Source organism: Mycolicibacterium aurum, from assembly GCF_900637195.1.
Taxonomy (GTDB): domain Bacteria; phylum Actinomycetota; class Actinomycetes; order Mycobacteriales; family Mycobacteriaceae; genus Mycobacterium; species Mycobacterium aurum.
Genome location: NZ_LR134356.1, coordinates 4,130,004 through 4,144,668, shown reverse-complemented (window position 1 = coordinate 4,144,668; position 14,665 = coordinate 4,130,004). Strand labels below are relative to the sequence as shown.

At 66.0% G+C, this 14,665-nt stretch carries 17 protein-coding genes; 7 read left to right on the top strand and 10 right to left on the bottom strand.

The annotated features are described in order from the left end of the window. Positions 1-16 precede the first annotated feature (16 nt). Entirely contained in the window at positions 17-535 is a 519-nt protein-coding gene (locus EL337_RS19310) for an Rv2253/PknI dimerization domain-containing protein (protein ID WP_048632001.1), read from the bottom strand. Between the two features lie 77 nt (positions 536-612). Between EL337_RS19310 and EL337_RS19305 the strand changes: the two genes are divergently transcribed. Continuing rightward, entirely contained in the window at positions 613-1,041 is a 429-nt protein-coding gene (locus tag EL337_RS19305; protein WP_048632002.1) for a hypothetical protein, read from the top strand. An 11-nt stretch (positions 1,042-1,052) separates the two neighbouring features. Here the strand turns inward: EL337_RS19305 and EL337_RS19300 are convergent, their stop codons facing one another. Then, complete coding sequence (locus EL337_RS19300) at positions 1,053-1,493, bottom strand: Rv2576c family protein (protein WP_048632003.1); 441 nt, start codon at positions 1,491-1,493, stop codon at positions 1,053-1,055. Between the two features lie 52 nt (positions 1,494-1,545). After that, positions 1,546-2,826 carry a cytochrome P450 gene (locus EL337_RS19295; RefSeq protein WP_048632004.1) on the bottom strand — a complete coding sequence of 427 codons (1,281 nt, stop codon included), beginning with the start codon at positions 2,824-2,826 and terminating at the stop codon, positions 1,546-1,548. Between the two features lie 185 nt (positions 2,827-3,011). Here EL337_RS19295 and EL337_RS19290 point away from each other — a divergent pair, with 185 nt between their 5' ends. Continuing rightward, positions 3,012-3,638, top strand: a complete 627-nt coding sequence (locus EL337_RS19290; protein WP_048632005.1) for a TetR/AcrR family transcriptional regulator — start codon at positions 3,012-3,014, stop codon at positions 3,636-3,638. Here EL337_RS19290 and EL337_RS19285 read toward each other — a convergent pair whose 3' ends face one another. From EL337_RS19285 to EL337_RS19255, 7 genes are all read right to left on the bottom strand, one after another. Continuing rightward, positions 3,639-3,941 carry a cytochrome C oxidase subunit IV family protein gene (locus tag EL337_RS19285; protein ID WP_048632006.1) on the bottom strand — a complete coding sequence of 101 codons (303 nt, stop codon included), beginning with the start codon at positions 3,939-3,941 and terminating at the stop codon, positions 3,639-3,641. It abuts the gene before it with no gap. Positions 3,942-3,943: 2 nt separating this feature from the next. Next, complete coding sequence (locus EL337_RS19280; RefSeq protein WP_048632007.1) at positions 3,944-4,537, bottom strand: cytochrome c oxidase subunit 3; 594 nt, start codon at positions 4,535-4,537, stop codon at positions 3,944-3,946. Beyond that, complete coding sequence (locus EL337_RS19275; RefSeq protein WP_232786775.1) at positions 4,534-5,295, bottom strand: hypothetical protein; 762 nt, start codon at positions 5,293-5,295, stop codon at positions 4,534-4,536. Before EL337_RS19275 ends, EL337_RS19280 begins: the two co-directional genes overlap by 4 nt. After that, positions 5,292-6,047: a hypothetical protein gene (locus tag EL337_RS19270; protein ID WP_048632008.1), complete on the bottom strand. Its 756-nt coding sequence runs from the start codon at positions 6,045-6,047 to the stop codon at positions 5,292-5,294. The genes EL337_RS19275 and EL337_RS19270 overlap by 4 nt, the downstream gene beginning before the upstream one ends. 84 nt (positions 6,048-6,131) lie before the next feature. Next, positions 6,132-7,298 carry a thiolase family protein gene (locus tag EL337_RS19265; protein ID WP_048632009.1) on the bottom strand — a complete coding sequence of 389 codons (1,167 nt, stop codon included), beginning with the start codon at positions 7,296-7,298 and terminating at the stop codon, positions 6,132-6,134. Between the two features lie 10 nt (positions 7,299-7,308). After that, complete coding sequence (locus EL337_RS19260) at positions 7,309-7,737, bottom strand: Zn-ribbon domain-containing OB-fold protein (RefSeq protein ID WP_048632010.1); 429 nt, start codon at positions 7,735-7,737, stop codon at positions 7,309-7,311. Positions 7,738-7,831: 94 nt separating this feature from the next. After that, positions 7,832-8,548, bottom strand: a complete 717-nt coding sequence (locus EL337_RS19255; RefSeq protein ID WP_048632011.1) for an enoyl-CoA hydratase/isomerase family protein — start codon at positions 8,546-8,548, stop codon at positions 7,832-7,834. Between the two features lie 92 nt (positions 8,549-8,640). Here EL337_RS19255 and EL337_RS19250 point away from each other — a divergent pair, with 92 nt between their 5' ends. The 5 genes from EL337_RS19250 (at position 8,641) to EL337_RS19230 (ending at position 14,648) form a co-directional block, all read left to right on the top strand. Continuing rightward, positions 8,641-10,215, top strand: a complete 1,575-nt coding sequence (locus tag EL337_RS19250) for an AMP-binding protein (RefSeq protein ID WP_048632012.1) — start codon at positions 8,641-8,643, stop codon at positions 10,213-10,215. A 59-nt stretch (positions 10,216-10,274) separates the two neighbouring features. Then, the gene (locus EL337_RS19245; protein ID WP_048632013.1) at positions 10,275-11,465 is read left to right on the top strand and encodes an amidohydrolase family protein; all 1,191 of its coding nucleotides are present in this window, start codon (positions 10,275-10,277) and stop codon (positions 11,463-11,465) included. Then, positions 11,462-12,934, top strand: a complete 1,473-nt coding sequence (locus EL337_RS19240) for a FadD3 family acyl-CoA ligase (RefSeq protein WP_048632014.1) — start codon at positions 11,462-11,464, stop codon at positions 12,932-12,934. Before EL337_RS19245 ends, EL337_RS19240 begins: the two co-directional genes overlap by 4 nt. A gap of 149 nt (positions 12,935-13,083) precedes the next feature. Continuing rightward, positions 13,084-13,980: an Rv1363c family protein gene (locus tag EL337_RS19235; protein WP_048632015.1), complete on the top strand. Its 897-nt coding sequence runs from the start codon at positions 13,084-13,086 to the stop codon at positions 13,978-13,980. After that, entirely contained in the window at positions 13,977-14,648 is a 672-nt protein-coding gene (locus tag EL337_RS19230; RefSeq protein ID WP_232786776.1) for an Rv1363c family protein, read from the top strand. Before EL337_RS19235 ends, EL337_RS19230 begins: the two co-directional genes overlap by 4 nt. The last annotated feature ends 17 nt before the right edge of the window (positions 14,649-14,665 follow it).

Genomic DNA, 14,665 nt, shown 5'->3' with positions numbered 1-14,665 from the left:
GGATGCCGGTGCGGACTTAGGAGATCTTCTCCATCCGCACCGGGATCTCGATGACCGTCGAGAGGTTCTTGCCGCAGGCCCCACTGTCGCCCTTGGTGATGTTGCGTCCGGCGAACGTCGTGATGTTGCGGGTGACTCCCAGTTCGGTTTCCGGATTCACGCCCCAGAGCTGAAACTTCTGGTAGCCCGTGGCGAATGTGCCATTGGGACAGGGCATCCAGTTGGGCACCACATGTTCGACGTACCAGAATGCGTCGAGCCTGGCGGTGCCGGTCCACCCGCGGTCGCTGTGCACCTCGCCCGAACATTCGATCGGACTCACGCACGACACGTTGACATTCCAGGTCTCCAGCACCGATTGCTGCTTGATCTTCACCTGGTTGGTCCTGGCCCAGTCGCCGTCCGAGAACACCCGCCAGGTTCCGCTGATGTCGACGCCCCAATCCTCACCCTGAGCGGTGGGCGCGAGGCCTACACTGCCAAGTACGGCGACCGCCGTTGCGGCAAGGGCTTTCACCACACGTGTTGTGCGCATACGCCCAGCCTAACCGCGCCCAGAGTGCAGCTCTTTAAAAGCGAGAATTTCGTTCCGCCGCATGGGAAAATAGCCGAATGCGATCCTTCGTCTCGGTGCTCGCCGCCCTCGCGGCCCCGGCAGTACTGATGACCGCACCGTCGGCCGCGGCACAGCCGCCCCCGCCGCCCCCCGGCGGTGAGTGCAACTATCCGAACTGCACGCCCGGGATCCAGCCCAACGTGGTGTTGGGGTCCTACTGCGCCAACACCACGTATTACGCGTTCGGGGTGACCGATTGGGGCCGGCTGGTGTTCTGCGGGTCCCCGCGGCGCTATGAGCCGCGCTGGTTCCGGTCGCCGGAGATGCACGGAGTCAAGAACAGGGGCGACCTGTGCCCGGCGCTCGATGGACAGATGGCGCAGGCGCCGGACGGCCTCATCCTGACGTGCATCATGAAAGACAACCGCTCCTACTGGGAGCGCAGCGACATGTCCGTCGGCGGCGGAAACCCGCCGCCGCCATAGTCACGCAGCAGTCACCACGGACGCAGGGAGCAGAGCGCTCCCTTGGTTCCTGCGTCGGTCGCCACGACGACGTCATCGACGCGAAGTTCGCACACGAAGCCGGGATCGGCCAGTGGCGGCGTGGACTGCGCGGGCAGACCTACCACCACCATCGCCCACTGATCCGGGTCGGCCAGCCAGGTCTCGTGGACCCAGGCCTGATTCGGGCCGAGGTTGGCCTCGACGTTCGGGGTGAACTCGTACGGATTGTGGCTGTAGGCACCCCAGTCCGGCGGATCGATCTGGCGCCAGTAGATCTCGGCATTAGCGATGTCCTGGCTGGCGCCCACCGTGTACTGGATATGGCGCAGCGGTGGCTGCGCTGCCGCTGTGCCGCCCGCGATGACGGAGCCTGCCGTGCACAGGGCCGCGACGGAGACGGCGAGCACCGGAAGCGTTTTGTAGAACACCATTTTCGAATGTTAGAACGCAGATTCCCGTACCGTGCCGGATTCGCTCGCGCGCCTACCCAACGGGGGAGAACGTGATGTTGATGTCGGTCAGCCCCCGCAGGATGAACGTGGGTTCGTAGGTGTAACGACGCGCCCCGGGCGGCCCGTGCAGTTCCTCGTCGATCTGGATGTCGGCCATGCGGTCCAGGATTCGTTCGATCGACACCCGGCCCTCGACGCGCGCCAAGGGGCCGCCGGGGCAGGAGTGCACGCCACGACCGAACGCGATGTGCTCGCGGACGTTCTTGCGGTCGAGGTCGAACTCGTGGGGATGCTCGAAGCGGTTCGGGTCGCGGTTCACCGCGCCGGGGCACACCATCATCGTGGTGCCTGCAGGCACGTCCATGTCACCGACCTTGGTGTTCTTCTTCGCCAGCCGGAACTGGCTCTTGACCGGCGCATCCATCCGCAGCGCCTCCTCGACGAAGATCGGGATCCGGCTGCGGTCGCGGCGCAGACGGTCCTGGACCTCGGGGTGGTCGCCGAGTACCCGCATGGAGGCCGACAGCAGCTTGGTGGTGGTCTCCTGCCCGGCGGCGAAGAGGAACGTCGCGGAACGGACGACCTCGATCACGGGAGGTGTCGACCCGTCTGGGTACTTGGCGGTCGCCAACGCGGTGAGCACGTCGTTGCGCGGTTCGCGCCGACGGTCCTCGAGATATCCGATGAACTTCTCGTCGAGCCACTCCAGTGGATTTGTGCCGACGAGGTCACTGTGGTCGAGCGAGCCCACGTTGGCGCCGGGTCTCGGTGCGCCGAGGACGGCGCGGAACTCGTCGTGGTCTTCCTCCGGAACGCCCAGCATGTCGGCGATCACCAGCAACGAGAACGGCTTCGCGAAGGCGGTGAGGAATTCGCAGCGTCCGTCGGTGACGAAGTCGTCGAGCACCTCGTCGGCCAGGCGCCACATGAAGTCTTCGTTCTCCTTGAGCCGGCTCGGCGTCAGCAGCCGATTCAGGAGGGAACGCGCATTCGTGTGATCCGGCGGATCCATCGTGACCATGTGCTCGAACATCGGCATCTGGGGACGATGGGCGGTGATCTGGTCGGTGATGTCGTCGCCCTCGGGGGTGAACGGCAGTGGAGGGAACGGACCGGCCACCGCGATGCACGACGAGAACGTCTCGTTGTCTTTAAGCACGGTTGCGGCCTCGTCATAGCCGGTGACCGCCAGCACTCCGTAGTGGGGCTCCTTGACCACGGGGCATTGTGCGCGCAGGTGGTCGAAGTAGGGGTGCGGGTCGGGCACCAGAGCGGGATCGGTGAAGTAGTCGATCGTGTCGAAGTCGCTCATGTACGTATGCCTCCCGGGGCCGGCGGGCCAGATCGTCGAAATGCTGAGCACCTGCTTAGCATGGTGCGAGAGTTAGGGTCAAGGTCGACGCGACACGCAGCGACATCGGAGTCCATTTCTGCGAGTCGGCGGGCACCGGTGGTGTCACGCTGGAATTGGGTATCGGTGAAGAAGTGGGAGAGAGCATGGCATCGCCGCGACGGATCGGGGCACCGGACGCCAAGAACCGCGTCGTGCTGCTCGATGCAGCGGAACAGCTGCTCATCGAAGAGGGCTACGCCGCGGTGACGTCGCGCCGCGTGGCCGACCGGGCCGGGCTGAAGCCGCAACTGGTGCATTACTACTTCCGCACGATGGAGGACCTGTTCCTGGCTGTGTTCCATCGCAGGGCCGAGGAAGGTCTTGCGGTGCTGGCCACCGCGCTGCAGTCACCGCAGCCTCTGTGGGCTCTGTGGAGATTCAGCACGGCTCCCGAAGCCACCCGCCTGACAATGGAATTCATGGGGCTGGCGAACCATCGCAAGGCCCTGCGCGCGGAGATCGTCTACTACGCCGAGCGGTTCCGGCAGGAGCAGAACCGCGCGATCGCCGACGCGCTGCAGCGTTACGGCGTGGCCTCGGCCGACGTGCCCGCGGTGGTGTGGACGGTGTTCGCGACGAGCGTGTCGCAGGCCCTGGTGATGGAGCGTGCGCTCGGGATGAACACCGGGCACGCCGAGACCTTCGCGTTCTGCGAAGAGTGGATCCGGCGCCTGGAAGGCGACCCGCTGCCCGCCGTCGCGGACCAGGCCGAGTCATCGGCGCACGCTTAGTCACCAGAGGTAGATCACCAGGATTGCCGTCCACAGGACCAGCAGCCACGCGTCCGTGCTGCGGCCCAGCCACCTCGGTGCGGTCCGCACTTCCATGAAGTAGCGGATGATCATCCGGCACTTGACGAAGCCCAGCACGACCACGGCGACGGTGATCGGAATGCTCGGGACGGGGGGATCGCCGGAATGGCCCGGCGCCAGCCACCACGAGATCACTGTGATTGCCGAAAGTGCAAGCCACGCAACGGTGATGGTGCGCTTCCCGGTTCCGGTGGCGCTTGTGGCCGTGGCCGGTCTGCTCATGGTCACCTCATCACGTACAGCAGGCCGAAGATGACCACCCACAACAGGTCGACCATGTGCCAGTACACCGCTCCCGACTCGACCATCGACATGCGTCGCCGGTGCGGCCGTCGTAGCTCCCGCGCCACGAATCCCATCACCAACATCCCGAGTGCGACATGGAACAGATGCACTCCGGTGAGCATGTAGTAGAAGGTGAAGAACTCGCTCGCGCCGAGCGTGTGCCCCTGGGCGATCTTCGTCGCCCACTCGTAGCCCTTGAGTCCGATGAACAGGGCGCCGCAGGCACCGCCGAGGTAGGTCAGCCGAACCGCGGTCGCGAAGTCTCCGGTCCTGGCGGCGACCACACTGCGTGCGACGAACCATGAACTCGTCAGCAGGACAACGGTGTTCAAGACGCCGATGTTCAGGTTCAGATGCCGCTGGGCAGCCAGGAACTCCTGCGGCGCCATGCTGCGGTGCACCATGAAGATCAGGAAGTACGACCCGAAGATGATCAGGTCACCCAGGACCATGACCCACACGGCGCCGTCGCCGGGGAGGTGGGTGGACCGTCCCGTCCGCCCGGCCGGCCGGGCCTGCGTCGTCTCCGTCACGGCAGCGGTGCCTCGTCGGACGCCTGCTCCTCGTTGGCCTTCTTGAGGAAGACGATCACGCACGACAACCAGAAGCCGAAGATCACCGTGCCGGTCCAGAAAGACATCGAGCCGTTCCACGCGAACGGGCCCGCAGGTGCGATGAAGACGGGCACCGCGAGGATCTCCGTGACGATCTGCCAGACAGTCACGTAGGCAAGCCATTTCGGGAAGACGCCGTTTCGGTCGTACAGTATCGCGACGGCGAACCCGAAGTATGCGGCGGTGAAGCACCCGAGTGAACCGACGTAGGACAGGCACCCGAGGTCGTAGAGCAGCGCAAGGATCTCGGGATCGCGGCCCGGCCGGAAGGTCGCCGTCAGGAAGCAGAAGGCGACCAGCAGGCAGCCCGGCAGCGCTCCGACGGCCATGCCGCCCAGGTAGACGTAGGCCATCGCCGAGCCGGTCGACATGCGTTTCATGTGATACACGACGATGCCGTTGGCGACGCCGGCACCGCCGATGATGAGGATGAGGATGCCGAAACCGACCTGGATGGTGAGCTGGTGCGCGGCGAAGAATTCGACCTTCTGCTGGGTCGTCACATCGGGGCGCGGCGGCGGCATCGTCCTGGCAAGGGCGAAGAAGATGATGCCGAACGCCGTGTAGAACACGGGCACGATCGAGAAGACGATCCAGAGGTCGCGCTTGCCTGCGGCCGGTGTCAACTGCCGACCGGTGGTCTGCGCGCCGGATTGCGGTGCCGCGACAGGGCTCACCGCGCCACACCGTCCTGGACGGCCTGCCGGTGCAGTGCCGCGCGAAGGACGAAGAACATGACCACGATGAACGCCACGAACGCGCCGCCACGCAACCAGAACGAGATGGCGCCGTCCCATGCCAGCGGCCCGGTCCGGAACACCGCAGCGGCTGCGGCAGGGGCCATTGCGAGGCCGGTGAGTACCGCGAAATGTCCCACCCAGCGCGGAAACACGGGCGCAGAGGTGGCTCCGCGGCCGGTGTCGAAGTAGACCGCGAGCGCCAGCAGGAGGTTCTGTGCCACGAGCATGCCGACAGGCGCCACCAGCGTGATCCAGGCCAGATCGTTGAGCAGCAGCAGGAGTTCGGGGCTCCGCTCGGGCCGGAACGCGGCGACCAGGTAGAAGATGTCGGCCAACGCGAAGATCGTGGCCCCGCTCACGACCGCCGTCAGGTAGCAGTACGCCAACGCGTGGCTCTGCGACGTCATCCGCTTCATCTGGACCACGATCAGCGCGAAGAACGGCACCAGCATGATCGCGCAGAGGTTGAAGACGAGCATGCTGAAGCGGATCAGTGCCGTGTTGTCGGCGTAGAAGTCCGCCACCTGACCGGCCGTCAACTCTGCAGACATCGGCGGAAGGAACCCGGGAAAAGCAACGAATGCGATCAGCAGAACCGCACCGACCACCGGCGCCGTCCACAAACAGACCAATTGCGTCCTGATGTTCGCGGTGGCGGGGCGATCCTCGGCCTCGGCGAGAAACTGCATCGCACCCCTTTCGCCAGCCAAGTAGCCGATCGGCTACTTGGCACAGTAGCCGATCGGCTACTGAAGCTCCAGGGGTGAAAGTCGTTACAGGGACAGGATGGTCGCCGACGCCGTCCCCGGTGCGCCGTAGACCTGTGCCAGTCCGACCTTGGGCCGGCCGGGAACCTGACGGTCTCCCGCTTCGCCGCGGAGCTGCCGCACCAACTCGTGCACCTGCCGTAAACCGGACGCCCCGATGGGCTCGCCGTTGGCGATCAATCCGCCATCGGTGTTCACCGGGATCGAACCGTGGATCTCGGTCGCGCCGTCGGCGAGCAGCTTCTCCTGCTCGCCGTCGGCGCACAATCCCGTCTCGGCCATGTGGATCACTTCGGCGCCGGCGTCGGTGTCCTGCAGCTGGGCGATGTCGATGTCCTCAGGGCCGATACCTGCCGCCTCGTACGCGGCGCTGGCTGCGAACACCGTCGGCGACGGATCTTCGTCCAGGGGTGCGGACGTGGCGTGCACCTCGTAAGCGCCGAACGTGCGGGTGCGGATCTCCGAGGCCCTGACATAGACCGGCTTGTCGGTGAAACGGCGCGCGATGTCCGCGCGGCACATGATGACCGCCGCGGCGCCCTCATCGGGAGCGCAGAACATGAACTGGCGCAACGGGTAGTTCAGCACCGGGGACGCCATGATCTCGTCGACGGAGATCTCCTTGCGCCGGAACGCGTTCGGGTTGAGGACGCCGTTACGGAAGTTCTTGTTGGCCACTCGGGCCAGCGTCTCCTCCGAGATGCCGTGTTTGTGGATGTAGTGGTTGGCCTTCATTCCGAAGAACTTGGTCGTCACGAACTGACCGTTCTCGGCATACCACTGTGGGAGAGCGAGTTTGGCGGGATCGTCGGTGAATGCCCCGCGGGGGTGCTTGTCGAGCCCGATGGCGATCCCGATGTCGTATTTGCCCAACCGGATGGTGTCGGCGGTCTGCTGAATCGCTGATGCCGCGGTCGCGCAGGCGTTGAACACGTTGGTGAACGTGATCCCGGTGAGCCCGACGAGGCGGGTGACGGCGTCGGGGTTGGACACCTCGTAGCTGCCGCCGAAGCCGAACTGGATGTCCTTCCATTCGACGCCGGCGTCGTCGAGCGCGAACTGTATTGCCTCGGCGCCCATCTGCATCGCGGTCTTGTCGAACCGGCCGAACGGGTGCAGACCGACGCCGATGATGGCGACGTCATTCGCGGCGGCGGGGGAGGGCTTGGTCATCGTCAGATCCTCACTCGCCTACCGGCGCGAATGCGAAGGTGACGACCTCGGTGCCGTCGGCGTCGGTCGTGAACGGCAACATCGTGAGCTCGACCTCCTGGCCGAATTGCAGCTTCGCCGGGTCGTTTTCGGTGAGCCGACCCTCGACGCGGATGACGTCCTCGAGCTGGACGAGGCCGACGCCGAACGGTACGAAGTCCTTGCCCGTGGGTCCCTTGTACGGTGAGCCGGGCGGAAAGCCCTGCGTCGTCCAGGCGATCAGCGTGCCGCGCCGCGGCAGAAGCACGTCGGACATGTCGCCACCACTGCACTTCGGGCAACGCTGTTGCACCGGAAACGTGGTGGCTCGACAGGTACCGCAGGCGCTCCCGACAAGGTGCGGATCGTCATTCGGCCAGGTGGAGATCTCGGGCGCCAGCGCCCGCTGCGTGGTCGGCACGGATTGACCATAATCGGAAATGGCGTTCTCGTCTAGAGAGAACACGTCGCCTGAAGCCGGCCAACGGGGGGCGGACGCGGCCGGTGCGGAACGCCTACGGACTCTTCTTCAACACCCTGTCCGCCGCGGCCCAGTGTTCGTCGGATACCCACAGCCGGGCGAAGGCTGCGACGGCGTCGGTGGTGGGTACGCCGCGCATCACGCGCTTGACCTCACGGGCGGGCGCGGTGGCCAGCGACCGTGCGACGAGGCGCCACTGCTCGTCGAAGGAGGCGCGGGGAATCACCTGATCGATGAGTCCGATCCGCTCGGCATCTGGGGCGGTCAGAATCCGCCCGGTGCCGGCCAGCAGCAGCGCCCTGCTGTAGCCGACCAGGTCGACGAGCCGCTCGGCGCCGCCCCAGGCCGGCATGATCGCCAGCGCGACCTGGTTGAACCCGATCTTGATGTCATCGGCCGCCAGGCGGATATCCGCGGCGACGGCGAACTCGGCTCCGCCGCCGAGCGCGTGGCCGTTGAGCGCCGCCACGACCGGCGCGGGGAAGCCGGCGATGCGGTCGCAGATCGATCGCATGCGCAGCGCCATTCCCGCAGCCTGCTCCTCGGTACGCAGTGCGCTGAGTTCCTTCAGGTCGCCGCCGGAGACGAATGCCTTCTCGCCTGCGCCGGTGAGCGCAAGCGCCTGCGCCCCTTCGGCGCTGTCGAGGGCTGCGTCGAGCTGGTCCATGGTGTCCAGCGAGATCGCATTGCGCGCGTGCGGGCGGTCGATGGTGATGATCGCCAGACCATCGGCGATGTCGAGATCGACCATCGGGCATTCTCCCTCTACGGTATTGGCATTCTCGCTGGCGGAGAATAGCATCGCGTTCGCGTGTCCCGGCTGACGGAAGGTGGCCCACAGCCATGCGGCAGATTCCTGCTGAGCTGGTCAAGCGCTACGAGCAGGAAGGGTATTGGACCCGGGAAACCCTGGGTGAACTTCTCGCCCGCGGCCTCGCAGACCACGCCGATGCCGGCTTTCACGTGCACTCGGAGGTGCGTCCCTACTCGGGCACCTTCGGCGAGGTCGCGCGCGACGCGCGGCGCTTGGCGGCCGGCCTGCGCGCGCGGGGCGTGGGCTCCGGCGACGTCGTGGCGATGCAGCTGCCCAACTGGCGAGAAGCGGCCGTGACCTTCTGGGCCTCGGCGTTCCTGGGTGCGGTCACCGTTCCGATCGTCCACTTCTACGGCCGCAAAGAACTCGCGCACATCATCGCGACCGCCAAGCCGCGCGTGTTCGTGACGGCGCCGGAGTTCGGGCGGATGCGGTTTCAGCCGGATCTCTGTGCAGAGATCCCGATCGTCGCGCTGGTGGACAGCCCCTCGTTCGAGGACCTTCTCGCCGACGAGCCGCTGGACGGCACCGTGGCCGCAGATCCAGCGGGCCCCGCGCTGATCGCGTTCACCTCGGGAACCACGCGCGACCCCAAGGGTGTGGTCCACAGCCACCAGACCCTGTGCTGCGAAACCCGTCAGCTGCTGGAGAACTACCCGCCCGACCGGGGCCGTCAGCTGACGGCGACACCCGTCGGCCATTTCATCGGCATGCTCGGCGCGTTCCTGATCCCGGTTCTCGAAGGTGCGCCCATCGACCTGTGCGATGTGTGGGATCCCGGCCGGGTGTTGCAGCTGATCGAAAGCGATGGCCTGTCCATCGGCGGTGGTCCGCCGTATTTCGTGACCAGTCTGCTGGATCATCCCGACTGCAGGCCCGAGCACCTGCGCCACTTCACCACCGTCGGTCTCGGCGGTTCGACGGTCTCCGCCACCGTCACCCAGCGACTGACCGACCTGGGGATGTTCGTCTTCCGCTCGTACGGCAGCACCGAGCATCCGTCGATCACCGGCTCGCGGCCGTCCGCGCCGGCGGAGAAGCGACTGTTCACCGACGGCGACGCCCGGCCCGGTGTCGAGATCAGGTTCGGACCCGACGGCGAGATCTTCAGCCGGGGTCCCGACCTGTGTCTCGGCTACACCGACGACGAACTGACCTCACGCGCATTCGACGAGGACGGCTGGTATCACACCGGCGACATCGGGGTGCTCGACGAGGACGGCTACCTGACCATCACCGACCGCAAGGCCGACGTGATCATCAGGGGCGGGGAGAACATCAGCGCCTTGGAGGTCGAGGAGGTGCTGATGGGCATGTCGGAGGTGGCCGAAGCCGTGGTGGTGGCCGTGCCTGACCCCCGGCTGGGGGAGCGCGCCGCTGCCGTCCTGCGGATCCGTGAGGGGCGGCGGATGCCGAGCCTCGCCGACGTCCGGGTCCACTTCACGCAGAGCGGGGTGGCGAGACAGAAGTGGCCCGAGGAACTGCACCGGGTCCCCGAGGGGCAGGACTACCCCAGGACCGCCAGCGGCAAGGTCCAGAAATTCCTGGTCCGGCAGTCCGTGGCGAGCCGGTTCCGACCCGACGTCGCGACGGAGGTCCGATAGGCCGTTGCGGCCCACACAGAATGAGAATACGATTCTCCCGATAGGAAAAGGAGTCTTTCATGGGACAACTGTCGCACCGCGTCGACATACCGTTTCCGCTGTTCGATGCGGACAACCATCTGTACGAGCCGCCCGAGGCGATGACGAAGTATCTGCCCAAGGAGTACAAGGACGTCGTCCAGTACGTCGAGGTCAACGGGCGGACGAAGATCGCGCTCAAGGGCCAGATCAGCAACTACATCCCGAACCCGACGTTCTCCGTGGTCGCCAAGCCTGGCGCGTGGGAGGAGTATTTCAAGTTCGGCAACCCCGACGGCAAGAGCAAGCGTGAGCTGTTCGGCGAGCCGATGAAGGCCATCCCGGCGTTCTTCGAGCCTGCCCCGCGCATCGAGAAGATGAACGAGCTCGGGCTGGATCGATCGCTGATGTTCCCGACGTTGGCCAGCCTGATCGAGGAGCGCCTGTCCGATGACCCGGTCGCGATCCACGTCATCGTGCACGCGCTCAACGAATGGCTGCACGAGGTCTGGGGTTTCAACTACCAGAACCGGATCTTCACCACGCCGGTGATCACGCTTCCGATCGTCGAGAAGGCCATCGAGGAGCTGGAGTGGGCAGTCAAGCGCGGTGCGCGGGCCATCCTGATCCGGCCCGCACCGGTGCCCGGTTTCCGCGGCCCGCGGTCGTTCGCGCTGCCCGAGTTCGACCCGTTCTGGGAGCGGTGCGTCGAGTACGACATCTTCGTCGGAATGCACTCCAGCGACAGCGGCTACTCCCGGTACACCTCCGAGTGGGACGGCGCCCAGCAGGAGATGCTGCCGTTCCAGACGAACGCGATGTCGATTCTCAACGAGTGGCGGCCGATTCAGGACGCGGTGGCCTCATGGGTGATCCACGGGGCGCTGTTCCGTTTCCCCAAGCTCAAGGTCGGCATCGTCGAAGCCGGCTCGAAGTGGATGTTCCCGCTGCTGGACTCCATGGCCGAGGTCTACAAGAAGGCACCAGAAGCCTTCGCGGGCAACCCGATGGAAGAGATCAAGAACCGCATCTATGTCAGCCCGTTCTACGAGGAGGGCATCGACGACCTGATCAACCTGATCGGTGTCGACCAGGTTCTCTACGGTTCCGACTGGCCGCATCCGGAGGGGTTGGCCGAGCCGACCCACTACGTCACGGCGCTCGAGCACCTCTCGGTCGAGGACCAGGCCAAGATCATGGGTGGCAATCTGGGGCGCCTCGTCACGACGTGACGTACCGACGCCGTTGGGAGACCCTCCCGGAGTTGGTCGCCAGCGCGGCGGACCGGTTCGGCGATGCGGAAGCAGTCGTCGACGGTCCGCTGCGCTTGACCTTCGATCAGCTGGTCAATCGGATCAGTTGCGCAGCAGGGGCATTCGCTGACTTCGGGATCGCCAAGGGTGACCGGGCCGCTGTCTGGGCGCCCAACAGTGCCGAGTGGATCATCGCCGCGTTCGGGCTCATCACCGCCGGTGGAGTGCTCGTACCCGTCAACACCCGCTTCAAGGCCGAGGAGGCCGGTGACATCATCGCCCGGAGCGGCGCCAAGGCGGTACTGGTCGAGCAGGGTTTCCTGGGCGTCGAGTACGAGGCTCCGGGCGATGTGCCCGTCATCGACCTGAAGTCCGACTTCCTCTCCACGGGAAGGCCGTTCAGCCGTCCCGTCGAGGGTGGCGACATCTCCGACATCATCTTCACCTCGGGCACGACGGGACGCCCCAAAGGCGTGATGATGAACCATCGACAGAACCTGCGGTTGTACGAGGAATGGTGCGACCTCGCAGATCTGCGCGAGGGCGACCGTTACCTCATGGTCAACCCGTACTTCCACACGTTCGGCTACAAGGCCGGAATCATCGCGTCGTTCATCCGCGGGGCGACCATGGTGCCCGTGCCGGTGTTCGATGTGGACCGTGTCGTGGAACTCATTGCCCAAGAACGGATCACGATGCTGCCGGGGCCGCCGACCCTGTACCACTCGCTGCTGGCCGTGAAGGACAAGTCGAGGTTGTCCACGCTGCGCGCCGGTGTGACCGGGGCAGCGGACATCCCGGTCGAGCTGATCCGGCGGGTGCACGAAGAGCTGCCTTTCCGGACTCTGGCCACCGGCTACGGCCTCACCGAAGCGGGCACCGTGACGCTGTCCCGGCCCGGAGACACGTTCGAGGACATCGCGACCACAGCCGGTGTGGCCTGCGACGGCGTGGAGATGCGCATCGCCGACGACGGCGAGGTCCTGGTGCGGGGTTACACGGTGATGCAGGGCTATCTCGAAGACCCGGTGGCGACCGCGGAGGCGATCGACCCGCAGGGCTGGCTGCACACCGGTGACCTCGGCACCGTCGACGCCGCGGGCCGGCTCAGGATCGTCGGCCGAAAGAAGGACATGTTCATCGTCGGGGGATTCAACGCCTACCCGGCCGAGATCGAGGGCTTCCTGCTTGAGCACCCCGCCATCGCCCAGGCCGCGGTCATCGGCGTGCCCGACGAGCGCCTGGGACAGGTCGGCAAGGCGTTCGTCGTCGCGAAGGCGCCCGCAATCGATCCTGGTGAGCCGCTGAACGCCGACATCGTGATCGCCTGGTGTCGAAGCCGAATGGCCGGTTTCAAGGTGCCGCGGTATGTAGAGTTCCTCGACGAGTTGCCGTTGAACGCGACCGGCAAGGTGATGAAAGACCGACTGCAGGACGCCACGCGCTGAGCATTCGCACAGCGTGTACAGCATTTCCGCAGCCACGGCTTTCGTCGCCGACTCGGGACGCAGGGGTATCGTTAAGGCGATACGCGAAAAAGAAGAATGACGTTCTCATCCAACGATCGTGCGATGACGCAGAAGACAAGGAGGTCGGTGTGCCGTCTTTCCGGCGCCGCGACTCGGTGATCGACGCGGACCGCGTCGAGGAATCGACTCCGGAACCCGACCGACCCCCCGGCTCCGAACAGGCCCGCGCGCTTGTCGAGGAGGCCGAAGCCGAGGCTGCCGAGGCGGAGGCGTTGGCTGCTGCCGCCCGTGCGCGGGCGCGCGCGGCCCGGCTGCGTCGGGAGGCGCTCGCGCAGGACGAAGACAAGGACGAAGAAACAGGCGCAGACAAGGCGGAGTCGGCGACCGGAGGAACGGCAGAAGGCGCCGCCGCCGACATCGCTGACGCCACTGACCCTGGGGCCGAGACCACCGACGACGTGGTCGACATCGACGCAGACGACGACGTCGACCGTGAAGGTGAACCCGACCCCGCAACGAGTAAGCGGCGCCGCATTCCGCGACCCGGCTGGAAGGGACTGGCCGCTACCGTCGCGGTTCTGTGCACCGTGGCGCTGCTGGCCCTCAGCGGACTGATGCTCTGGAAGCATCAGGCTGCCGAGAAGCTCCGGCATCAGGAAGCGGAATATGCGGCGGCGGCCCGGCAGAGCGTGGTGACGCTGATGTCGCTGGACTTCAACAAGGCCGAAGAGGACGTGCAACGCATCATCGACAACTCGACCGGCCAGTTCAAGTCCGATTTCGAGTCGCAGGCAGCCGATTTCGTCAAGGTGGCCCAGGATTCGAAGGTCATCACCGAGGTCAGCGTCAACTCCACCGCCGTCGAATCGATGTCCGACGACAAGGCTGAGGTCCTGGTGGCGGCCTCCTCGCGCGTCACCAACACCGCAGGCGCTCAGCAGGAGCCGCGCACGTGGCGACTGGGCGTCAGCCTCGAGCGCGAGGGTGACCAGATCAAGATGGCGAAAGTCGAGTTCGTGCCGTGAGCGAGAAGGACAGCGGGAGGGACGGCGGGAAGGACGGCGTGCCGGACGTCGTCGCGTCAGACACCGACGTCGAGGCAGCCGAGGTTCACAGCGACCAGCCCGACGGCGATGACAAACCCGTCGCCGCGGACGACAGCGGCGACGCGGCCGATGTGAGCGCCAGGAAGGGCTCTCGGCGTTCGGTACGCGCTCTGGTCACCGCGGCGCTGCTCGCGGTGGCGCTACTCGGCTCGGGGGCGGTGGCCGGCTGGGTGTACGTCAACGATTACCGCCCCGATCAGGAGACCGACCCCGCGGCCGCACAGGTGGCGCTCGATGCGGCCAAGACCGGGACCATCGCCTTGCTGTCCTATTCTCCGGACTCGCTGGACCAGGACTTCGCCAACGCCAAGTCGAAGCTGACCGGCGACTTCCTGAACTACTACACCCAATTCACCGAGCAGATCGTCACGCCGGCGGCACGGGAGAAGTCCGTCAAGACCGCCGCGTCGGTGGTGCGCGCCGCCGTCTCGCAGATGGAGCCGGAGAACGCCGAGGTGCTCGTGTTCATCAACCAGACCACCACGAGCAAGGAGAACCCCGACGGGGCGTTCGCCGCCAGCAGCGTGAAGGTGGGGCTGACGAAGATCGACGGCAACTGGCTGATCGAGTCGTTCGATCCGGTGTAATCGGTATACCGTCTAGC